Origin of the sequence: Chitinophaga sp. W3I9, assembly GCF_050434025.1 — a bacterium.
Taxonomy (GTDB): domain Bacteria; phylum Bacteroidota; class Bacteroidia; order Chitinophagales; family Chitinophagaceae; genus Chitinophaga.
In genome coordinates this window covers 105,230-125,830 of sequence record NZ_JBNPWC010000001.1, presented here as the reverse complement: position 1 = coordinate 125,830, position 20,601 = coordinate 105,230, and the positions used below count along the sequence as shown (strand labels likewise).

At 47.0% G+C, this 20,601-nt stretch carries 20 protein-coding genes; 7 read left to right on the top strand and 13 right to left on the bottom strand.

All coding sequences use genetic code 11. The features are described from left to right. Window positions 1-147: 147 nt before the first annotated feature. The 3 genes from QFZ51_RS00570 to QFZ51_RS00560 all read left to right on the top strand — a co-directional run bounded on the left by QFZ51_RS00570 (window position 148) and on the right by QFZ51_RS00560 (window position 2,208). On the top strand, window positions 148-1,020 hold the full coding sequence (locus QFZ51_RS00570) for a cell division protein FtsX (protein ID WP_429042136.1): 873 nt from the start codon (window positions 148-150) through the stop codon (window positions 1,018-1,020). Between the two features lie 36 nt (window positions 1,021-1,056). Then, window positions 1,057-1,332 carry a DUF3098 domain-containing protein gene (locus QFZ51_RS00565; protein ID WP_079473553.1) on the top strand — a complete coding sequence of 92 codons (276 nt, stop codon included), beginning with the start codon at window positions 1,057-1,059 and terminating at the stop codon, window positions 1,330-1,332. A gap of 75 nt (window positions 1,333-1,407) precedes the next feature. Continuing rightward, window positions 1,408-2,208 carry an undecaprenyl-diphosphate phosphatase gene (locus QFZ51_RS00560; RefSeq protein WP_429042134.1) on the top strand — a complete coding sequence of 267 codons (801 nt, stop codon included), beginning with the start codon at window positions 1,408-1,410 and terminating at the stop codon, window positions 2,206-2,208. A 179-nt stretch (window positions 2,209-2,387) separates the two neighbouring features. On the opposite strand, the gene QFZ51_RS00555 is transcribed toward QFZ51_RS00560, so the two are convergent. Both QFZ51_RS00555 and tsaE read right to left on the bottom strand, forming a co-directional pair. Continuing rightward, a complete protein-coding gene (locus tag QFZ51_RS00555) occupies window positions 2,388-3,605 on the bottom strand; it encodes an alanine dehydrogenase (protein WP_079473555.1) in 1,218 nt (405 codons plus the stop codon). 42 nt (window positions 3,606-3,647) lie between these two features. After that, window positions 3,648-4,085, bottom strand: coding sequence for a tRNA (adenosine(37)-N6)-threonylcarbamoyltransferase complex ATPase subunit type 1 TsaE (gene tsaE / locus QFZ51_RS00550; RefSeq protein WP_429042132.1), 438 nt, complete (start codon window positions 4,083-4,085; stop codon window positions 3,648-3,650). Window positions 4,086-4,290: 205 nt separating this feature from the next. On the opposite strand from tsaE, the gene QFZ51_RS00545 reads away from it, so the two are divergent. Both QFZ51_RS00545 and QFZ51_RS00540 read left to right on the top strand, forming a co-directional pair. Then, window positions 4,291-6,393 (top strand): heavy metal translocating P-type ATPase, encoded by a 2,103-nt coding sequence (locus QFZ51_RS00545; RefSeq protein ID WP_429042130.1) that lies wholly within the window; start codon window positions 4,291-4,293, stop codon window positions 6,391-6,393. A 217-nt stretch (window positions 6,394-6,610) separates the two neighbouring features. After that, complete coding sequence (locus QFZ51_RS00540) at window positions 6,611-8,518, top strand: RecQ family ATP-dependent DNA helicase (RefSeq protein ID WP_429042128.1); 1,908 nt, start codon at window positions 6,611-6,613, stop codon at window positions 8,516-8,518. A 273-nt stretch (window positions 8,519-8,791) separates the two neighbouring features. On the opposite strand, the gene QFZ51_RS00535 is transcribed toward QFZ51_RS00540, so the two are convergent. Next, the gene (locus tag QFZ51_RS00535; protein ID WP_429042126.1) at window positions 8,792-9,838 is read right to left on the bottom strand and encodes a Gfo/Idh/MocA family oxidoreductase; all 1,047 of its coding nucleotides are present in this window, start codon (window positions 9,836-9,838) and stop codon (window positions 8,792-8,794) included. A gap of 48 nt (window positions 9,839-9,886) precedes the next feature. Next, entirely contained in the window at window positions 9,887-11,440 is a 1,554-nt protein-coding gene (locus tag QFZ51_RS00530; protein ID WP_429042124.1) for a helicase HerA-like domain-containing protein, read from the bottom strand. A 167-nt stretch (window positions 11,441-11,607) separates the two neighbouring features. Between QFZ51_RS00530 and QFZ51_RS00525 the strand changes: the two genes are divergently transcribed. Both QFZ51_RS00525 and QFZ51_RS00520 read left to right on the top strand, forming a co-directional pair. After that, on the top strand, window positions 11,608-12,090 hold the full coding sequence (locus QFZ51_RS00525) for a DUF2975 domain-containing protein (protein ID WP_370913375.1): 483 nt from the start codon (window positions 11,608-11,610) through the stop codon (window positions 12,088-12,090). 21 nt (window positions 12,091-12,111) lie between these two features. Further along, window positions 12,112-12,315, top strand: coding sequence for a helix-turn-helix domain-containing protein (locus QFZ51_RS00520; protein WP_079473561.1), 204 nt, complete (start codon window positions 12,112-12,114; stop codon window positions 12,313-12,315). A gap of 83 nt (window positions 12,316-12,398) precedes the next feature. Here the strand turns inward: QFZ51_RS00520 and QFZ51_RS00515 are convergent, their stop codons facing one another. From QFZ51_RS00515 to QFZ51_RS00475, 9 genes are all read right to left on the bottom strand, one after another. Next, window positions 12,399-12,779 (bottom strand): co-chaperone GroES, encoded by a 381-nt coding sequence (locus tag QFZ51_RS00515; RefSeq protein ID WP_429042122.1) that lies wholly within the window; start codon window positions 12,777-12,779, stop codon window positions 12,399-12,401. Window positions 12,780-12,836: 57 nt separating this feature from the next. Further along, on the bottom strand, window positions 12,837-13,676 hold the full coding sequence (locus tag QFZ51_RS00510; RefSeq protein ID WP_370913373.1) for an MBL fold metallo-hydrolase: 840 nt from the start codon (window positions 13,674-13,676) through the stop codon (window positions 12,837-12,839). A 41-nt stretch (window positions 13,677-13,717) separates the two neighbouring features. After that, window positions 13,718-14,995, bottom strand: a complete 1,278-nt coding sequence (locus QFZ51_RS00505) for an MFS transporter (RefSeq protein WP_429042119.1) — start codon at window positions 14,993-14,995, stop codon at window positions 13,718-13,720. 46 nt (window positions 14,996-15,041) lie between these two features. Next, on the bottom strand, window positions 15,042-15,317 hold the full coding sequence (locus tag QFZ51_RS00500) for an ABC transporter ATP-binding protein (protein WP_429042116.1): 276 nt from the start codon (window positions 15,315-15,317) through the stop codon (window positions 15,042-15,044). Next, window positions 15,271-15,660 carry an ABC transporter ATP-binding protein gene (locus tag QFZ51_RS00495; protein ID WP_429042114.1) on the bottom strand — a complete coding sequence of 130 codons (390 nt, stop codon included), beginning with the start codon at window positions 15,658-15,660 and terminating at the stop codon, window positions 15,271-15,273. Before QFZ51_RS00495 ends, QFZ51_RS00500 begins: the two co-directional genes overlap by 47 nt. Continuing rightward, the gene (gene lpxA, locus QFZ51_RS00490; RefSeq protein ID WP_325643621.1) at window positions 15,644-16,444 is read right to left on the bottom strand and encodes an acyl-ACP--UDP-N-acetylglucosamine O-acyltransferase; all 801 of its coding nucleotides are present in this window, start codon (window positions 16,442-16,444) and stop codon (window positions 15,644-15,646) included. Before lpxA ends, QFZ51_RS00495 begins: the two co-directional genes overlap by 17 nt. A 5-nt stretch (window positions 16,445-16,449) precedes the next feature. Beyond that, complete coding sequence (locus QFZ51_RS00485; protein WP_429042111.1) at window positions 16,450-17,865, bottom strand: bifunctional UDP-3-O-[3-hydroxymyristoyl] N-acetylglucosamine deacetylase/3-hydroxyacyl-ACP dehydratase; 1,416 nt, start codon at window positions 17,863-17,865, stop codon at window positions 16,450-16,452. Between the two features lie 40 nt (window positions 17,866-17,905). After that, window positions 17,906-18,955 carry a UDP-3-O-(3-hydroxymyristoyl)glucosamine N-acyltransferase gene (lpxD, locus tag QFZ51_RS00480; RefSeq protein ID WP_429042108.1) on the bottom strand — a complete coding sequence of 350 codons (1,050 nt, stop codon included), beginning with the start codon at window positions 18,953-18,955 and terminating at the stop codon, window positions 17,906-17,908. A gap of 69 nt (window positions 18,956-19,024) precedes the next feature. Next, a complete protein-coding gene (locus QFZ51_RS00475) occupies window positions 19,025-20,269 on the bottom strand; it encodes an HD domain-containing protein (RefSeq protein ID WP_429042107.1) in 1,245 nt (414 codons plus the stop codon). Between the last annotated feature and the right edge of the window lie 332 nt (window positions 20,270-20,601).

Genomic DNA, 20,601 nt, shown 5'->3' with positions numbered 1-20,601 from the left:
AAATTCATTAATACTCCAATGTCATTCCCCAACATCTCTATATATTGCCATTCTATTGGCCGGAAAGGGTCTATTACCTGACCGGGTTGGCAAAATTAAACACATAACTACTAATTTTTATTATTTTCGCCGATAAACTGCAGATTAATGGCGCAATCCGGGAAATCATCAGCAAAGAAGTCGAAACCATCCTACCTGTACTCCATCATTGGTGTAGCACTGGTATTGTTTTTACTGGGCACATTGGGTCTGGTGGTAATACATGCTAACAAGCTGAGTGTGTATTTTAAGGAAAGCATAGAAATACAGGTCATCCTCCGGGATAACGTGAAAGAAGCACAGGCCACGGCCCTGCGCGATTCAATGGCACATAGGCCATATATTAAGTCAATTGAATATGTGTCGAAAGATATGGCGGCACAGCGGTTCAAAAAGGATTTCGGGGAGGACTTTATCACCCTTCTGCAATATAACCCGCTGTACAGCAGCATTAACATAAAGGCAAACGCCAATTATGTAAACAATGATAGTTTGAAGATCATTGAAAATAACCTGTCACAGCAAAGCATCGTAAGGGAAATATCCTATCAACGTATGCTGGTGAGCAAACTGAACGAAAACGTTAACAGGATTGGATTAATTATCCTGATCATCAGCGGATTATTATGCCTGGTGGTGATTTTCCTGATCGACAATACCATTCGTTTGGCCATGTTCAGCAACCGGTTCCTGATCAAAACCATGCAAATGGTGGGAGCTACCCGCTGGTTTATTGCCAAGCCCTTTGACCTTCGCAGCATTGCCAATGGCGCTATCGCCGCGGTAATCGCCATTGCAGGCCTGATCGGTATTATGTCAGTATCCGATAAATTATTGCCGGAACTGGCAGGATTGCGTGATAACCTGATGATAGCGTTCCTCTTTATAGGCATGATCCTCATCGGGATCAGTATTTCCCTGGTGAGCACACATCGCTCCGTAATGAAATACCTGCGCCTGAAACTGGACGATCTGTATTAACTTTAAATCTTTAACGAAGATATAATACCAAACACTATGGCTAAAACAGCTTTAAATAAGGAGGCAGAAAACACATTGGCCGACAGCCGCCCTATTTTCCCAAAAGAAAACTACAAATTTATGCTGGCTGGTATTGTGGTGATTATCCTGGGCTTCCTCTTCATGATGGGAGGAGATTCCAGCGATCCCAACAGCTTTAAGCCGGAACAGGTATATAGCTTCCGCAGAATCACCCTGGCGCCTATCGTTATTGTACTGGGCCTGGTGATAGAAGTATATGCTATTATGCACCGTCCGAAACCAAAGGCATAATTGCTTCTATAAAAGTATTTTAACAGCGATGATCCCTCATCGCTTTTTTTTTAACTTTTAACCATATTAAATTCGATGAATGTTTTTCAGGCTATCATTATTGCCATCGTGGAAGGCCTAACGGAGTTTCTGCCGGTTTCCTCCACCGGGCATATGATCATTGTGAGCGCGCTGCTGGGTATTGGTAAAGACGAATTTACCAAGTTATTCGAAGTAGTGATCCAGCTGGGAGCGATCCTGGCAGTGGTGGTATTTTATTGGAGAAAGTTCCTGGTATTTGATAAAAACCGGTTTAGCTTTTACCTGAAACTGGCCGTCGCCGTAATTCCGGCGCTGATCCTCGGTTTCCTCTTCAGCGACAAGATCGATGCCATGCTGGAAAGCCCGCTAACAGTAGGAATTACGCTGCTGGTAGGTGGTATCATCCTCCTGTTTGTAGACGACTATTTTAAAGAACCCACTATTACCACAGAAGAAAAAATAGACGTTTTTACCGCTTTACGCATAGGTTTTTACCAGTGCCTGGCGCTTATTCCCGGCACCAGCCGCAGTGCCGCCTCTATCATCGGTGGTATGCAGCAAAAGCTGTCCCGCAGTGTAGCAGCCGAATTCTCTTTTTTCCTGGCAGTACCTACCATGGCAGCAGCCACCGGCTACAAACTGCTGAAAGGACGGGAGTTGTTAACCGCGCATCCCGAAAACCTGAAGCTCCTGCTAATCGGCAACATCGTGGCCTTTGTAGTAGCCCTGGGCGCCATCAAATTCTTTATAGGGGCGGTAAAAAAGTACGGATTTAAAATGTGGGGATACTATCGCATCGTGGTGGGCATTATCATCATAGCGGCCATATTGATGGGCTACCAACTCGAAGTGTAGAGCGGATGTTGTCTTTCTCGCTGATTACGCTGATTATACTGATTTTTTGATTAATAATAATTAAGGGAGATAAGAGCGAATATCCGCTTTTATCTCCCTTAATCCTTTATAAAATCCAAAAGTAAAAATCAAAAAAATCAGTATAATCAGCGTAATCAGCGAGAAAGACAAAATCCGCTCTATCCTTTTACCGCCAGCAATAACTCCAAATCGGTGTATTTAAGCTTGAACTTTTCGCTCAGGTGGTAGTTCGTTAATGCGCCTTTATAAAGATAGATGCCGTTACGTACACCGCGTTTAATCCATACAAGGTTTTCGAATCCGCCGTCGTCGGCAGCTTCCACGAGTAAGGGCATCAGCACATTGCTGATGGCTTCAGAGGCGGTGCGGGCAAAACCGGATGGAATATTGGGTACGCAGTAATGTACCACATCGTACTTTTTAAATACCGGGTTTTCGTGTGTAGTGATTTCCGAGGTTTCAAAACAGCCGCCCCGGTCGATGCTCACATCCACAATAACGGAACCCGCTTTCATGTTGCTCACCATCGATTCGCTGACAACAATCGGCGTCCGCCCGCTTTGTGACGACAATGCGCCTACTGCTACATCGGCATTGCGCAGCTGCTCTGCCAGCACTTTAGGCTGGATAACGGAGGTGAATACACGTACCCCGATGTTGTTCTGTAGCCTTTTCAGCTTATAAATGTTATTATCAAATACTTTTACGGAAGATCCCAATGCGAGTGCCGTACGGGCTGCAAACTCACCCACGATACCAGCGCCTATGATCACTACTTTCGTAGGAGGAATGCCGGTAATACCTCCCAGGAGGATACCTTTTCCTTTGTTGTCGTTGCTCAGGTACTGTCCCGCAATCAGCATACAGGCGCCCCCGGCAATTTCGCTCATGGCCCTTACAATAGGGTAGGTGCCTGCATCGTCTTTCAGGTTCTCAAAAGATAACAGCGTAATACGCTTATCCATCATTTTTTCTACCTGTGGCGCTTTCAGGGCAGCCAGGTGGATGGGAGAAATAACGATCTGGTGCGGGTGCAGCAGCTCTATCTCTTCATCGTTCAGCGGTGCGGATTTTACAATGATCTCTGCTTTAAAGACCTCCTTTTTGTCGTATACAATTTCCGCCCCGGCTTCCGAATAGTCGGTGTCATAATAATGCGACCCGTCGCCGGCTTTATGCTCTACCACTATGTGATGTCCGTGTGCCGCTAGAATGCTGACTGCATCGGGCGTAAGGGCAATCCGGTTTTCCTGGAAAGATGTTTCTTTCGGGATACCTATAAACAAACGGGAATTTTTCTGCGGAATATCCAACGTTTCTTCCAGCGGTGAATAGGTAAACCCAGCACTTACTACAGGTTTTTGCCTCTGCTCCATATGCGTGTTCAGTTTTTTTAAATCGAAGTATCCAAAGATACATCATTTGAGAGATGAAGCGATTTCGCGCAGGACCCTTTTTTGATCCGGTTGTACCTCCAGCTGGAGGTGAATGGTATCCGGCGGTAGCATATGCGCTATTATTTCCGGCCACTCCACAAAACTAATGGCATCCTGGTAAAGTGTATCTTCCACGCCGGCGCTGATGGCGTCGTCTTCATCCCGGAGCCGGTACAGGTCCAGGTGGAAAATGCGGCGGGGTGTTCCCGCTGCGTCGGTGTAGGCATATTCATTTATGATTGAAAACGTAGGGCTGGCAGTAGCATCCTGCACGCCTTTGGCGGCGCATAAAGCCTTTACCAGGGTAGTTTTCCCGGCCCCCATCGGGCCTTTAAGGGTGAAAACCTGTTTACCGGTGAAATGATCCCAGAACTGCCGGGCTGTTTCCGGCAGTTGATCCAGCGTAAATGTCCATTGCATCCCCAAAAATAAGGAGAAAGCGGAAAGCAAAAGCGATTGTCGCCAGATTTTGCAAAAGTTGCAGCACTGCGTCAAAAATCGGGTAAGGCCCTTGTCCGGCCTGTTTCCGGGCACCTGTATGGCACTTCTGCCGCTTCGTTGCATTAATATTTTACCTGCCTATTTCATCCGCTGCTAACTTTGTATGCAGGAGGAAAGATGTCAGATGACAGCCATTAATTGCAAGGTGGAAGGAATGCATTGCACCAGTTGTGCACTCGGCGTTTCCAAATACCTGGAGAAAAAGGGAATGCAGGACGTTAACGTCAGCTTTGCCACGGAAGAAGTTAGTTTCAACGCACCGGAAGGCGCCAACTCAACGGAAATACTCAACGGTATTACCCAAATGGGATATCGCGTAGTGTTGCCGGAAGACAAACCCGCAGAAAAGAAAATATATACCACCCTTACATTCAAATTTGTTTTTTGTCTCATATTTACGTTGCCCCTGCTCCTGCATATGTGGGTCAGCTGGTCGTGGTTACACCACCCCTGGGTACAGTTCTGGCTTACGCTGCCAGTATACCTCGTGGGAATGTGGCACTTCGGCCGTAGCGCGATGCGTTCCGTCATCAACCGCATGGCCAATATGGACGTGCTGGTATCGATCGGTGCCACCGCAGCCTTCGCATACAGTTTTGTAGGAACCGTTGTGTACGGCAACCCCGATTATATGTTCTACGAAACCACGGCAGCCATTATCACCCTGGTATTCCTGGGAAATATGCTGGAGGAAAGGTCCGTAAAACAAACCACTTCCGCGATTGCCGAACTGGCACGCATGCAGGTCACTACAGCCCGGCTTATTAACACCGATCACGGCCACGAACATATCCATGAAGTGGATAACCGTACCCTGCGTACGGGCGACTGCGTACTGGTGAATACAGGTGATAAAATACCCATGGACGGTACCATCTACTGGGGCAGCGGCCATGCCAACGAAGCCATGATCACCGGCGAAAGCGCGCCTGTCAGCAAAAAAGAAAAGGACAAAGTAATTGGCGGTACCATACTGGAAGACGGCAGCATCAAAGTATATATCACGGCCACCGGTAAAGACACCGTGTTGTCCTATATCATAGAACTGGTAAAACAGGCGCAGTCGGACAAACCGCCGATGCAGAAACTGGCCGACCGCATCAGCGCCATATTTGTGCCACTGGTACTCGGCATAGCCCTGGTTACCTTCCTTGGATGGTATTTTATAGGGCATACCACGCTGGCCACTGCCATGATGCGCAGTGTAGCCGTATTGGTTATTTCCTGCCCCTGCGCTATGGGCCTGGCCACACCCGCCGCCGTGATGGTAGGACTGGGACGCGCCGCACGCAACGGTATCCTGATCAAAGGAGGTCACACCCTGGAAATGTTTAAGGATATCAGGCAGGTAGTATTTGATAAAACAGGTACCCTCACCACCGGTAAATTACAATTGGGCGAATACCGCTTTTTTGATATGCCGGAAGAAGATTTTAAACAGATAGTATACAGCCTGGAAAAATATTCTTCCCATCCCATTGCCCGCTCTATTGCTTCGCTCTGGAAATCTGCCGGAGAAGTGCCGCTGCAGCAGGTCCGCGAACACAAGGGTCTTGGCATGCGTGCCAGCGATAAAGCAGGTAACCAGTGGCAGTTAGGCTCTTTCCGCATGACAAATGGTATTACAGAAGATGACAGCCATAACCTGTATCTCCTGAAAAACGGCCTGCTGGCAGGATGGATCGATTTTACAGATGAAATAAGACCAGAAGCTGCACAGGTAATTATACAACTGCAGCAATCCGGTATCAAATCCATCTTACTAAGTGGCGACACTACCCGCAAGTGCCGGGAACTCGCCGCCAAATTGGGTATTACGGAAGTGTACGCGGAGCAGTCGCCCGAACAAAAATTACAAAAGATAGATGCCCTCATGAAAACCGCCCCCACCGCTATGGTGGGCGACGGTATCAATGATGCGCCTGCACTGGCTAAAGCTACCATCGGTATCTCTCTCAGCGATGCCACCCAGGTAGCCATGCAAAGCGCTAACGTAGTATTGCTCAATAACAACCTGGGCTCGCTGCCACTGGCGCTGGGACTGGGAAAACATACCTATCTCACCATCAAACAGAATCTTTTCTGGGCATTCATCTATAACGTAGTGGCGATACCGGTAGCCGCCCTCGGATTCCTCAATCCCATCGTAGGCGCCGGCATAATGGGCCTCTCCGATGTGGTGCTGGCAGTAAACTCTATACGCCTGCGCTACAAAAACGTGATCTAAGCGAATGTTGTCTTACTCACTGATTACGCTGATTATACTGATTACTTTGATTTTACTTTTTGGATTTTTAATGATTTGTGAAGATATAAGCGGGTATTTAAAATCCTTTCAAAATCCAAAAGATAAAATCAAAGTAATCAGTATAATCAGCGTAATCAGTGAGTAAGACAAAATCCGCTCTAATCGCGTATCTTCGCACTAACCATTAAATTTTTATTTGAGTACGCCCGTAGCCATATTACAGCAATACTGGGGATACGAACAGTTTCGCCCGTTACAGGAAGATATCGTGAATGCTGTACTGGAAGGACAGGATACACTGGCCCTGCTGCCCACAGGTGGTGGTAAGTCCATTTGTTTTCAGGTGCCGGCCATGATGAAGCCAGGGCTATGCCTGGTCATCACTCCGCTCATTGCGTTGATGAAAGACCAGGTGGCCAATCTCAAAAAAAAAGGGATCACTGCATACTCCATCTATTCCGGTATGCCTTACCAGGAGGTGGAAAGGGTCCTGGAAGCCGCCCGCCGCGGTGGATGCAAGTTTTTATATGTATCTCCCGAAAGATTACAAAGCAAACTTTTTCAAACCTATTGTGATGGCCTCCCGGTAAGCCTGCTGGCGATTGATGAGGCGCATTGCATCTCGCAGTGGGGATACGATTTCCGTCCGGCATACCTGCAGATCGCAGATATCCGCAGCTTCTTCCCGGAAGCGCCGGTACTGGCACTCACGGCCTCGGCTACACCAAGGGTACAAACGGATATCTGTGAGAAACTGCTGATGAAGGACGCCAAAGTTTTTACAAAAAGCTTTGCCCGCTCCAACCTTTCTTACAGCGTGCTGGAAGAATCTACCAAAATTGATAAGGTAAAACATATACTGGACCGCGTACCCGGCTGCGGCATCGTTTATTGCCGTAACCGTAAACGCACCAAGGAAATTGCTTCCCTGCTGGAACTACAGGGCATCCCTGCCAGTTATTACCATGCCGGTTTACCACAGGCAGAAAGGGCCGCCCGGCAGGAAGCCTGGATCAATAATGAAACACGCATCATGGTTTGTACCAATGCCTTCGGCATGGGAATCGATAAACCGGATGTACGCATAGTGGTGCATTACGATATGCCCGACGGACTGGAAGCCTACTACCAGGAGGCAGGCCGCGCCGGCAGGGACGAACAGAAAGCATATGCCGTGTTGCTCTATAACGAAGAGGAACTAACGGATATGCATGAACGGATTGCGTTGCAGTTTCCCTCGCTGGAGCAGATCCGTGAAGTATACCAGGGCATTGTTAACTACCTCCAGGTGCCGGTAGGCAGCGCGGAAGGCATGTACTTCGATTTTGACATCAACGATTTTGCCCGCACCTTCCACCTGAACCTCACCATTGCCTACAGCGCGGTGCGTGTGCTGGAACAGGAAGGCGTGCTGCAGCTCAGCGAAAGCGTATTCCTCCCTTCCCGGGCGGAATTCGTTACCAATAAAGAATCACTGTACGAGTTTGAAAATGCGTATCCTGCATTGGAAGAAATTATCAAAACTTTATTGCGTACCTACGAAGGGATTTTCGATAATGCCGTACCCATTTACGAACGGCAGATAGGCCGCATCATGCTGATGGAAGATGATGATATTGCCGCACAGCTGCACCAGCTGCACCAATACGGCATCCTGCATTATCAGCCCCGCCGCGACGAACCACAGCTGTGTTTCCTCCAGGAACGGGTATCCTCACAAAACCTGCGCATCAATATGGCCAGGGTGGAAGTACGCAAGAAAGTTTATGCGGACAGGCTCGCCGCCATGTTTGCGTATGTACGTAACCGTGATATGTGCCGTACGCAGCAACTGGTAGCCTATTTCGGCGAAAAGGATGCCACTCCGTGCGGCGTATGCGACATCTGCTTAAAAAAGAAATCACAGCCTATGGACGCCGCCGGATTCAAGCGTATATCCGACCACGTTATCACCATGCTGAAAGAAGAACCACTGCTGTTTAACATGCTGCAAACCAAACTACCCGATGTAAAAAGAAGCGACCTGATGGAAGTCCTCCAGTTCCTGAACGAAGAAGGCATCGTGGTGCGGGATGAGGCGGGGCGGCTGTCTTGCGCACGGTGAGAGCGGAGTTTGTCTTACTCAGGATTACGCTGATTATACTGATTAGCTGGATTTTTACTTTTGGATTCTTATATGATTTTTAAAAAGATTTGGGGAGATACAAGCGAATGTAACCGCTTATATCTCCCCAAATTCTTTTAAAACCCAAGGTGATCAATCCAGCTTAACCGCTTTTATTTCCCCGAATCTTTTTAAAAATCATATAAGAATCCAAAAGTAAAAATCCAGCTAATCAGTATAATCAGCGTAATCCTGAGTAAGACAAACTCCGCGTTAAAGATCAATCACCCTGCCCTCCTTACTGCTCTCGAAAGCAGCTTCGATTACTTTGATCACTTTAATGGCGTCCTGCGGTGGTACCGGGTTGGCAGCTTTATTTACTAAGGCTTCGTAGATGCCCTGGTAGTAGTCCATATAGTTGCCGCTTCCACCGGGAACATATTTCTTTACTACTTTGCCATCAATTTCCGTGTGGAGCAGGCCCCATTCATGCGGCTGTTCGGCGCCCCAGTCGGGGCTGTTGGGGAAAAGCCCTCTTTGCAGCTGCGCTTCCTGTATATCAGATTTTGTTTTGATAAAGGAGCCGATACGGCCATGCAGCTGGTAGGCTGGCAGGGCTTCGCGTACCAGGTAGTTGCATTTTACACGCGCCCGCAGATGATCATAGTAAAGTACCAGTTCAAAATAATCGTCTACAATGGAGTCGCGGCGGATCACGCGGATGTCTGCCCAGATGCGTTTGGGCATGCCAAACAAGGTAATGGCCTGATCGATCAGGTGTGAACCCAGGTCGTACAAAGCGCCGGTGCCGGGGCCTCCCAGTTCTTTATGTTTTTTATAACTCAGCTCTTCCTTGAAGCGGTCGTAGTGTATTTCTGCTTCCAGTACATCACCCAGCTGACCGGACTGCAATACCTCTCTTACTACTTTATAGTCGCTGTCGTACCGGCGGTTGTGGTAAACACTGAGCAATAAACCTTTCTCGGCCGCTAAGGCTGCAAGTGTTTCACCCTCTTTGGCGTGTACGGTGAAAGGCTTTTCCACAATCACATTCTTTCCTGCCTCCAGTGCTGCTTTTACAAAGTCGAAGTGCGTGTAGTTAGGAGTGTTTACTACGATCAGTTCCAGGTCTTTGTCTGCCAGCATATCCTCTACGCTCGTATATACTTTAACGTTAGGATAGCGTTGCTGCGCCAGGTTTTTACTTCTTTCTACTACCGCTGTAAATTCAAATCCCGGGTTTACGTGCAGGAACGGGGCATGAAATATCTGTCCAGACATGCCGTACGAGCATACGCCCGTTTTAATAATTCTACTCATACTTTTGATATATTGATGTAAACTGACAGCGTGGCTGTCGTTGCATAATTAAAACCAGCTTTTACTTTTACTGCTTTTTCCACCCAGGCCCAATGCGCCCAGTAGGCTACGGGTGATGATGTTGGCAGCGGTACGACCCACCTGCCGCGCTACAGAGCTATCCATCACCTGCTCAAGAACGCCTTTTTCCTGTTTTTGTTTCCCGGAAGATTTTGGCGCAGCTTCAGTAGCGGCTGTTTTCTCGGCGGCTTCCTGCAGCTTGGCGGTGAGGATTTCATACGCGCTTTCGCTGTCAATTTCCTGCCCGTATTTCTTTACCAGTTTAGAATTGTTCACCAGTCCGTCAATTTCCGCCGATGTTAATACATCCATACGTGACCGTGGAGATACCAGCATGGTAGCGGCTAACGGGGTAGGAACACCTTTTTCATTCAGGCAGGTAATGAGCGCTTCACCAATACCTATCTGGGTTAGCAACTCATCTGTTTTATAGAAATCTGATAACGGGTAGTTCTCCGCCGTTTGCTTGATTGTTTTGCGGTCGTTGGCGGTAAAGGCGCGCAGGGCATGTTGTACTTTAAGACCCAGTTGTCCCAGCACGGAAGGAGGTACATCCATCGGGTTTTGGGTACAGAAGAAAATGCCGACGCCTTTTGAACGGATCAGTTTAATGATGGTGTCTATCTGTTTCAGCAAGGCGTCGCTGGCTTCATTGAAAATAAGATGCGCTTCATCAATGAACATCACCAGCTTGGGTTTGTCCAGGTCGCCTTCTTCCGGAAGGGTTGCGTATAATTCTGCCAGCAGGCTGAGCATGAAGGTGGAAAACAGTTTCGGACGATCCTGTATATCATTTACGCGCAGTATGGATATGATACCGCGGCCATCGTCGCTGACGCGCATCAGGTCATCTACTTCAAAAGATTTCTCTCCAAAAAACAATGCAGCGCCTTGTTGCTCCAGTTCAATCACTTTGCGCAGGATGGTGCCTGTCGAGGTAGTGGATATCTTTCCGTAATCCTTTTCCAGCGCTACTTTGCCCTCATCGCCGGCAAATTGCAATACTTTTTTAAAGTCTTTCAGATCCAGTAAAGGCAGTTTGTTATCATCGCAATATTTGAAAAGCATGGCTACAAGGCCAGCCTGCGTATCGTTCAGTTCCAGGATCTTCGACAGGAGGATGGGACCAAACTCGCTGACGGTAGCCCGTAAGCGCACGCCCTTTTCCTGGCTGAGGGATAACAGTTCTGATGGATAGGCCGCTGCACTCCAGCTGCCACCTATTTTCTGATAACGCTCCGCAATTTTCGGGTTGTCGCTGCCGGCGGCTGCAATGCCGCTCAGATCTCCTTTGATGTCCATCAACAATACCGGCACGCTGGCATCGCTGAGTCCTTCGGCGATCACCTGCAGCGTTTTGGTTTTACCGGTACCGGTGGCGCCAGCAATCAAACCATGACGGTTAAGTGTTTTGAGTGGCAGGAAAACATCCGCCCCGGTTACTACTTCGCCGTTCAGCATGGCACATCCCAGCTTGAAATGCTCGCCTTTAAAAGTATAGCCGCTTTTAATATATTCCAGAAATGCATCCTGATTGGGCATGACGTAATTTTTTTTATGAAGATAATAAAAAGCAACAAGCGGTTGAGCTTCAAATTATTATCCGTCTGTACATACCGATTATCGATCATTAATTATTGATAAACGATAAAATTATTTTGATTTTCGATAAAATGAAAATATCTTTGAGGTATTAAACAGGGCGTAACATGAAAATCAGTAAGTATCTTCTCCCGTTGAAAATCGTGCTGCTCATTTCTGTATTGATCAGTGTTTACATCACGATCTTTAATGGTGTTGCTTTTTTTCAATCACGTTTCAGTCCTGATACCCCCGGTTTAAAAGCAGCCGTTCTTCAAAATACCATACTGGGTTTATTGTACCTGGTAATGACCTGGTATCTTTTCAGGTTATTGATCGGCGCCGGGAGTGAAGATATTATCTCCCGTAAAAATCTTAGCGCGGTAAAAGGGATCCTGCTGGTATTATCGGGACTGCTGCTCACTAAAATCGTTTTTGCCTGGATAGCGGGCGACAGCATAAAGGTGTACAACAACCGGCTTTATTTCCGGCTGCTGAGCGTATTGGGCGCTTCCTGGGAACTGCTGATGGCTTTCATGGTGATCCTGGCGCTGGCCATCGTTTTCGAAAGGGCGGTGAGCCTGAAGGAAGAACAGGCGTTGACCATTTAATGATCTAAATAACAATATACAATGGGGATAATCGTCAATCTGGACGTGATGCTGGCAAAAAGGAAGATGTCGCTGACGGAGCTGAGTGTACAGGTGGGTATTACGATGGCAAATCTCAGTATACTAAAAAGTGGCAAAGCAAAGGCCATCCGGTTTTCCACACTGGAAGAGATCTGCCGGGTACTGGAATGCCAGCCGGGCGATATACTGGAATACAAAGAATAGATTGCTTTTTCATACATGATAGACAAAAAAAAATCTGCTATTCGTTAGCAGATTTTTTTATTTATAAGATAACAGAAGATGATCTACAGATCTTCTTCTCTTTCCAGCATCAGGATAGCAGCCTGTGGTACGATATAATAGGTTTCTTCCTCGTACACTACCGCGGTGGAACCACTGACCAGGAAAATAGCCAGGTCGCCTTCTTTCACCTGTAACGGAATATATTTTACTTTCTCTTCTTCAGGCTTCCAGGCCTCGTCATTGTCCACAGGCACAGGTATAGCATACCCCGGCCCCGTTTTAATAACATAGCCGCGTTGAACCTTTTCTTTTTCCTGAACCCCGGGAGGCAGGTATAATCCACTGCTGGTGCGCTCGTGGGGTGTAGCTGGCTTTATCAGCACGCGGTCGCCCACAACGATCAGTTTTTTCAATTTATTATCTGTTGTTATGTGTATAGCCATACAGGATTGCTATCAAATATAATGCAGCAGCCATAATTATGACAGACTGACAGTAATTTAAATACTGCTGAGTGAAAAAGTTTCACCTGCACGGATGCCTTTTTCGGTTTGTTGCAACACACAGCATTCATTTACCGGGTCGTGCTCGAAGTAAAGGATGTATTCTTTATCTGCAGCCTCCTGTAGAAAGCTCTTCTTTTCCTGCAATGTTTTCAGTGGAAACATGTCATACGCCATTACATAGGGGAGTGGTATATGACCAGTGGATGGCAACAGGTCGGCCATGTATATAATGGTTTTGCCCTTATAGCTGATCTGCGGCAGCATCATGGCATCGGTGTGCCCGTTGGCAAACCGGATGGAAATGTTATCAGTGAAGTTGACGCCTTCAAGATGATTAATAAATTTCAGTTGACCGCTTTCCTGGATGGGAAGGATATTCTCTTTCAGGAAAGATGCCTTCTCCCGGTCGTTGGGTTGTGTAGCCCATTTCCAGTGATCTTCATTACTCCAGTAGGTCGCATTTTTAAAAGCAGGCGCCAGCTGTTCGCCCTGGCGGATAATACTGCCGCCACAGTGATCGAAGTGCAGGTGGGTGAGGAACATATCGGTGATATCATCCCGGTGGAAACCATGTGCCGCCAACGATTTATCCAGGGTCGCATCTCCGTGCAGATAATAATGACTAAAGAATTTTGCATCCTGCTTATCGCCAATGCCGTTGTCTACCAGGATGAGGCGGTTGCCGTCTTCGATCAGCAGGCAACGCATGGCCCAGCTGCATAAATTGTTTTCATCTGCCGGATTCAGTTTATTCCAGATGGTTTTAGGCACTACGCCAAACATCGCGCCGCCATCCAGTTTAAAGAATCCTGTTTCTATGGTGTATAATTTCATTATCCTTGAATTTTGTTGGATAGTTCTATTTTGAAAGATACCTAATTCTGCGATAGCTGCTTTTGTTTGCGCAATGCGGAAATGATCCATATCAGTCCGATCACAAAAAATACCACCAGTGCCAGCACGGAATTCCGCATGTCTTCCGTGAGATCATCTATATAGGCAAACGAAAACATACCAATTACAATAGACAGTTTTTCGGTAACGTCATAATAGCTGAAGAAGGACGTAGTGTCCTCTGTTTCGGGCATCAGCTTGGCATAAGTAGACCGGCTGAGGGATTGGATACCGCCCATCACCAGTCCTACCGCAGTGGCCAGTAAATAAAAATGCATAGCCGTTTGCATTTTGTAACCGGCAATACAGATGCCTATCCAGAATATGACAACGGCAATCAATACACGTAAATTACCAAACCTTGTGGAAAGCCTGGCCATGCTCCATGCACCGGCAATAGCCACAATCTGGATAATCACCACGGTAACGATCAGCATTTCATCCGGAAGCTTCAGCACCTTGCCACCAAAGATGGTGGCGGCCATCATCACGGTTTGTACCCCCATACTGTAAAAGAAAAATCCACGCAGGAATCTTTTCAGCACCGGCAGTTGTTTTACCTGGGCATATACTTTTCGTAATTCCGTAAATCCTTCTGTGAATGCGTTAACTGTGTGTTTGGTGACCGCGGTGCTTTTGGGTAGGCGGGCAAAGGTGATCTGTGCAAAGCCAAACCACCAGATACCTACCAGCAGGAAGGTAAGCTGCACTGGCTGACTTTTACCCATGCCCATTTTGGGACCCAATACCACCAGGCCAAACCCCAGCAGTTGTAAAATCACGCTGCCTACATAGCCCATGCTGTAACCCCGGGCGCTGATACGGTCCCGGTCTTCCGGCGCTGCAATTTCAGGCAGGTAGGAGTTGTAAAATACGAGCCCGCCGCAATACCCGATCGTAGAAAGGATAAAGCAAATCACGCCCAGCAGGAGATGATCCCCGTCGAAAAAGTAGAGGGCGCAGCAGGAAAGTGCCCCCAGTATGGTAAAGAAGCGCAGGAAATTCTTTTTATTACCCCTGGTATCCGCAATAGACGACAGGATAGGAGAGGCAAGGGCTACCAGCAGGTAAGCGGCTGCCATAGAATAATTGTACAGTGCGGAGTTTACAAAGTTCATCCCGAGAAAGGAAACATGTTCACCTGTAACCGCTAAAAAATAGATAGGGAAAAAAGTAGTGGTGATAACGAGGTTGTACACGGAATTAGCCCAGTCGTACATGGCCCAGCCATTAATCACTTTCTTACTGGCAGTCTTCATATAGCTTTTAGCTTTTCACGAAGATAATATTCCCGGTGATTTTATCTTATTTATAATCCAGGATATGGATATGTTCGCGGCACATGAAGTATTCCTGTTCATCGTTGGAGCTTACAATAATCAGGCGGTTGCCGCCATATTCATTGATGAGTTGCTGGTATACGGCGATACCGGCGGCATCCAGGTTAGTACAGGGTTCATCCAGCAAAAGAACGGGGACATCAGACAGGATGGCGAGGGCCAGCTTGATACGCTGTTTCATCCCGGAAGAAAAGTTACGGAGTTGTTTGTTGGCGGCTTTTTCCAGTCCTACCAGCTGCATGGCAATGGCGGGGAGTGATTCCCGGCAGGAAGCTTTTGAACTGTTGATGGAACTGGATGATTTCTGTGAGGGTGAACTCTTCGATGAGTTCAAGATAAGGAGCAGCGATGGCGCAATACTGGAAAAACGCATCGGGAGCGATGGGTTTTTCCGGCGTGCTATAGGTAACGGCGCCTTCATTGTGTTGAATGGCGCCGCTGATTACCTGTAATAAAGTGGATTTCCCTGAACCATTGGGACCCAGTATGGCATAACGTTGTCCTTCACTAAAGGTGAGGGTTACCCGACGGAAAATCCAGTCGTAGTTAAAACGCTTACCTGTCTGGTTAAGAGATATCGTCATTGGTCCTGGAAGTATAGCCTCTCATGATGCCACGTCCTGATTCACGGATGAACGACAGGATTTCATCTCTTTCATCGGTAGCAGGAAATTCTGCTTCGATGATATTCACGGCTTTTGATAATTTATAACCTTTTACAAAGATGACACGGTAAATGTCCAGGATAGAGTTGATCTTTTCCAGGGAAAAACCTCTTCTCTTTAACCCTACGGAATTTACGCCCACATAGGAAAGTGGTTCACGTGCTGCTTTTACGAAAGGAGGCACATCTTTACGCACCATGGAACCGCCGGTTACAAATGCGTGATCGCCTACTTTACAGAATTGTTGAATGGCTACCATTCCAGCCAGTACCACGTGGTCGCCCACGGTAATGTGACCGGCAAGGGTAGTGTTATTTGAAAATACGCAGTAGTTGCCTACTTCGCAATCGTGTGCAATGTGGCTATATGCCATGATCAGGCAGTTATTCCCGATGGTGGTTTTCCATTTGTCTTTGGTACCGCGGTTGATCGTCACATATTCACGGATAGTGGTGTTGTCGCCGATTTCAACGGTAGTTTCTTCACCCGCAAATTTCAAATCCTGGGGGATGGCAGAAATAACAGCGCCTGGAAAAATACGGCAGTTTTTGCCGATGCGGGCTCCTTCCATAATAGTTACGTTGGAACCTATCCAGGTACCATCACCGATTTCTACGTTTTTATGTATAACGGTAAATGGATCAATTTTTACATTAGGCGCAACTTTGGCGTCCGGATGTATGTATGTAAGCGGGTGGATCATTGCTATTATTTGCCTTCTCTTGTTTTTATAATTTGTGCGATCATGTCGGCCTCAGTAGCTACTTTGTTGCCGATGAATACTGTCCCCCGCATTTCCACAAGTCCTCTTCTGATAGGACTCAGCAACTCCATTTTTAATATCATGGTGTCGCCCGGAACTACTTTCTGTTTGAATTTACAATTATCTATCTTCAGGAAATAGGTATCATAGTTTTCAGGATCAGGTACGCGGTTCAATGCAAGAATACCGCCTACCTGCGCCAGCGCTTCCAATTGCAGAACGCCCGGCATTACAGGATTTGAAGGGAAATGTCCCTGGAAGAAATGCTCGTTGAAGGTAACATTCTTGATACCTACCACTTTTTCTTCTCCCAGTTCAATGATCTTATCAACCAGCAGCATCGGGTAACGGTGCGGCAATGTTCTTTCAATACGTGGTGTATCAAATACAGGTGGCTGATTAGGATCGTAAACAGGTACGTCTTTATTATGTTTGTTCTTTTTGATATACGCTTTGATCGCACGGGCAAACTCCACGTTGGAGGAATGTCCCGGACGGTTGGCAATGATATGCGCATTGATCGGATATCCGATCAGGGCCAGATCACCCACCACGTCCAGCAGTTTGTGACGTGCCGGTTCGTTCGGGAAACGTAATTCTATATTGTTCAGGATACCTTCTTTCTGTACAGAAATGGTTTCCCGGTTAAATACCTTTGCTAAACGTTCCAGCTCCTCTTCGGTAACCGGCTTGTCCACTACCACAATCGCGTTGTTGATATCCCCGCCTTTAATGAGGTTCAGCGACAGCTGGTATTCCAGTTCATGCAGGAAGCAGAAGGTACGGCAGGGTGCAATCTCTGTTTTGAACTCTTCGATACCCTTCATTTTCGCGTGCTGGGTACCTAATACCGGTGAGTTGAAGTCGATAAGACAGGTAATGCGGTAATCCAGGGCCGGCATCGCCACCATTTCTACCTTTTTCTTCTCATCATAGTAAGTGATGTTGGTATCAATAGTATAGTATACTTTCTTGGCATCCTGGTTTTGCAGACCGGTTTTTTCTATCGCTTCAATAAACGCGTAGGCGCTTCCGTCCATGATAGGAATTTCGCCACCATCCAGTTCCACCAGTACGTTGTCTACACCGGTTCCTGCCAAAGCAGCCATAATGTGTTCTACGGTACTCACTCTGGCGCCGTTGTGCTCGAGCGTGGTGCTGCGGGTTGTTTCTACCACATAATCCACATCTGCTTTCACGATGGGTTGTCCCGGCAGGTCTACACGTTGAAACTTAATCCCATGCCCCGGCGTAGCCGGTTTAAGGGTCATATTAACATAGGCGCCTGTATGCAAGCCAATACCCGACAAGGTGATCTCACCTTTTAAGGTATGCTGGTATTGCAACTGTTGATTTTCCATAATAAGGTAACTAATATATAACTATTTAACCAGTAATCATTTATACACCTGCCCGCTCTTGCAGCAGTTGTTTAACCATCTCTTCCAGCTCCTTTACGCGCTTTTCAAGGTCCGGCAAATTTCTAAAAATTGCCTGACTTTTCAGCGAACTTTTATAATCATACGCCGGAGAGCCTGTCAGAGAGGTATTGGGTACTGTAATCGACTTGGATAAGCCGCTCTGTGCATTGATTTTGGTATTGTCGGCTATGTGGATATGACCAACCATCCCTACCTGGCCACCGATCACGCAGTTCTGGCCGATTTTGGTGCTGCCGGAAACCCCGGTTTGTGCCGCAATCACCGTATTAATGCCGATGTCCACATTATGTGCCACCTGGATCAGGTTATCCAGCTTCACACCCTTACGGATCACCGTACTACCCATGGTAGCGCGGTCGATAGTAGTGTTTGCGCCGATTTCCACATCATCGTGGATCACCACGTTGCCAATCTGGGGTACTTTTTTATAGGAACTATCCGGCTGAGGAGCAAATCCAAAGCCATCGCCGCCTATCACACAACCTGCATGCAGCATTACGCGGCTACCCACAATACAGTTGTCGTATACTTTTACGCCCGGATACAGGATGGAATCGTTATTAACGATCACATTATCACCCAGATATACGCCAGGGTATATTTTTACGTTGTTGCCCAGCACCACATTTTCACCCAGGTACGCAAAAGCACCCACAAACACGTTTTCCCCCATCTTCACAGATGCAGGAATGTAAGATGGCTGCTGAATACCGGATTTATTGCCGGTCAGGTACCTGTACTGCTCCAATAACAACGCAAAGCTGCTATAGGCATCCTTCACCCGGATCAGGGTCGATTTGATCGGACGCTCAATCACCAGGCTCTCATTCACGATCAGAATGGAGGCATTGGTGGTATATATGAATTCTTCATACTTAGGATTGGCAATGAAACTGAGCATGCCCTCGCCAGCTTCTTCAATCTTGGCGATGTTGCTCACCTTTACGTCCGGATTTCCCTCCAGCTTACCATCTAACATGGTAGCTAATTGTAATGCGCTAAACTGCATAGTTTAAAATTGTAATGTTTTCCAGGCTACACCGGATAGTATGAACTTATTTATTTAACATTTTATTCCTTATAAAACGTTGTTAGCCTGAATTTTTGGATGACAAATGTAGAATTTTTTTACCGGTATCGCCAGTGTATGGCTAATCAGTGCATTGTCGATGGAGGAAATGTCTTTTACAGTTCCATCTTTAAATAGGATATTGATCTTCTCGTCATTAACGTTATAAGCCCTTAACGAGGCCGCACCGGAAAAAACGAAGTAGTCCAGATCCGCTCCTTCAATCCCCCATTTTTGTCTGACCTGTTCCTTCAATAATAGTGCTGCACTTCCGTCAAACGCCTGATTACTTAACACAACCTTGAATAAGTTCCTGTCTATCAGCCACTTGCATAAAAGGGACAAAACCTTGTCCTCGTGTGTTGTCCAAACTTTAATCGCCCCCATAATATCATAGTCGTCCAGTTGGCAAAATAACTCCAGGCATTCCGGTCCGCATTCAAAATTGTTCTTTGTAATGGTATTGTACAGGAAATATGACAGGGCAGGAGAGCAAAACAGCTCCTTTCCCTCCTGTGCCAGCGCTTTAGCCCTGATCAGGATTTTTACCAGCATGTTTTCGGCGCTGAGCACCGTTTTATGCAGGTATACCTGCCAGTACATCAGCCGCCGGGCTATGATAAACTTCTCAATAGAATAAATTCCCTTTTCCTCTACCATCAGCTCCCCCTTATGTACAATCAGCATCTTGATAATGCGGTCGTACCCGATGGTGCCCTCGGCCACCCCGGTATAGAAGCTGTCGCGGTTCAGGTAGTCCATTCTGTCTACATCCAGCTGGCTCGACACCAGCTGATGCAGGAATTTTTTATGATAACGTCCATTGAAAATATCCAGTGTAAGGGACAGGGCGCCATCCATCTCCTTGTTCAATGCCTCCATCAGCCACTGGGAAATCTCTTCATGAGATACCCCTTCAATAATGCCATTCTCTAAAGCGTGGGAATAAGGCCCATGCCCTATGTCATGCAGTAAAATGGCCATTTTGGCCGCTACTTCCTCTTCCGGGGTAATGTCTGCCCCCTTGCTCCGGAGCTCCAGCAGCGCCATACTGATGAGGTGATAGGCGCCCATGCTATGATGAAACCGCGTATGCATAGCACCAGGATACACCAGGTGCGCCAAAGCCATCTGGTGTATGCGGCGGAGCCGCTGGTAATATGGATGTGAAATGAGGTTAAGAATCAACGGGTGATCTATGGTAATAAAGCCATACACCGGATCATTAACAATTTTTCGCTTGCGTTCGGTCATTGCATTTAATTATACGATTTCAGACGGGGGCGTCCGCGTCTGAATCCCTGGTGCCTGTATGCAAAACTACACCCGAAATTAATTATATGTAATTTTTTTACTTATAATGACGCGCGGCATCCACGATACCCCTATGACAGTTCAAAACAATTGGTAGGTTACAGGTAATTAAAGTTATGGATGCGAAGGTAAATAACTTTATCAGCCTGTTCACTTTTTCCTGCTATGATTTTACCGTGTTCAGCCCTTTTTAACATATAATTACCGGCAAATGATAGACGGGGAATGATATTTGCAAAAAATTAGGGGTAAATTCCTTTTTTTACCGGAAC

Excerpts from the sequence above, each read along its gene's own strand:
- QFZ51_RS00495 (WP_429042114.1), bottom strand. The coding sequence starts at position 15,660 with ATGACGATATCTCTTAACCAGACAGGTAAGCGTTTTAACTACGACTGG.
- QFZ51_RS00510 (WP_370913373.1), bottom strand. The coding sequence starts at position 13,676 with ATGAAATTATACACCATAGAAACAGGATTCTTTAAACTGGATGGCGGC.
- QFZ51_RS00555 (WP_079473555.1), bottom strand. The coding sequence starts at position 3,605 with ATGGAGCAGAGGCAAAAACCTGTAGTAAGTGCTGGGTTTACCTATTCA.
- QFZ51_RS00530 (WP_429042124.1), bottom strand. The coding sequence starts at position 11,440 with ATGCCCAATCAGGATGCATTTCTGGAATATATTAAAAGCGGCTATACT.
- tsaE (WP_429042132.1), bottom strand. The coding sequence starts at position 4,085 with ATGCAATGGACATTTACGCTGGATCAACTGCCGGAAACAGCCCGGCAG.
- QFZ51_RS00515 (WP_429042122.1), bottom strand. The coding sequence starts at position 12,779 with ATGGCTATACACATAACAACAGATAATAAATTGAAAAAACTGATCGTT.
- QFZ51_RS00505 (WP_429042119.1), bottom strand. The coding sequence starts at position 14,995 with ATGAAGACTGCCAGTAAGAAAGTGATTAATGGCTGGGCCATGTACGAC.
- QFZ51_RS00570 (WP_429042136.1), top strand. The coding sequence starts at position 148 with ATGGCGCAATCCGGGAAATCATCAGCAAAGAAGTCGAAACCATCCTAC.
- QFZ51_RS00545 (WP_429042130.1), top strand. The coding sequence starts at position 4,291 with ATGACAGCCATTAATTGCAAGGTGGAAGGAATGCATTGCACCAGTTGT.
- QFZ51_RS00520 (WP_079473561.1), top strand. The coding sequence starts at position 12,112 with ATGGGGATAATCGTCAATCTGGACGTGATGCTGGCAAAAAGGAAGATG.
- QFZ51_RS00500 (WP_429042116.1), bottom strand. The coding sequence starts at position 15,317 with ATGCAGCTGGTAGGACTGGAAAAAGCCGCCAACAAACAACTCCGTAAC.
- QFZ51_RS00560 (WP_429042134.1), top strand. The coding sequence starts at position 1,408 with ATGAATGTTTTTCAGGCTATCATTATTGCCATCGTGGAAGGCCTAACG.
- QFZ51_RS00535 (WP_429042126.1), bottom strand. The coding sequence starts at position 9,838 with ATGAGTAGAATTATTAAAACGGGCGTATGCTCGTACGGCATGTCTGGA.
- lpxD (WP_429042108.1), bottom strand. The coding sequence starts at position 18,955 with ATGCAGTTTAGCGCATTACAATTAGCTACCATGTTAGATGGTAAGCTG.
- QFZ51_RS00475 (WP_429042107.1), bottom strand. The coding sequence starts at position 20,269 with ATGACCGAACGCAAGCGAAAAATTGTTAATGATCCGGTGTATGGCTTT.
- lpxA (WP_325643621.1), bottom strand. The coding sequence starts at position 16,444 with ATGATCCACCCGCTTACATACATACATCCGGACGCCAAAGTTGCGCCT.
- QFZ51_RS00485 (WP_429042111.1), bottom strand. The coding sequence starts at position 17,865 with ATGGAAAATCAACAGTTGCAATACCAGCATACCTTAAAAGGTGAGATC.
- QFZ51_RS00565 (WP_079473553.1), top strand. The coding sequence starts at position 1,057 with ATGGCTAAAACAGCTTTAAATAAGGAGGCAGAAAACACATTGGCCGAC.
- QFZ51_RS00525 (WP_370913375.1), top strand. The coding sequence starts at position 11,608 with ATGAAAATCAGTAAGTATCTTCTCCCGTTGAAAATCGTGCTGCTCATT.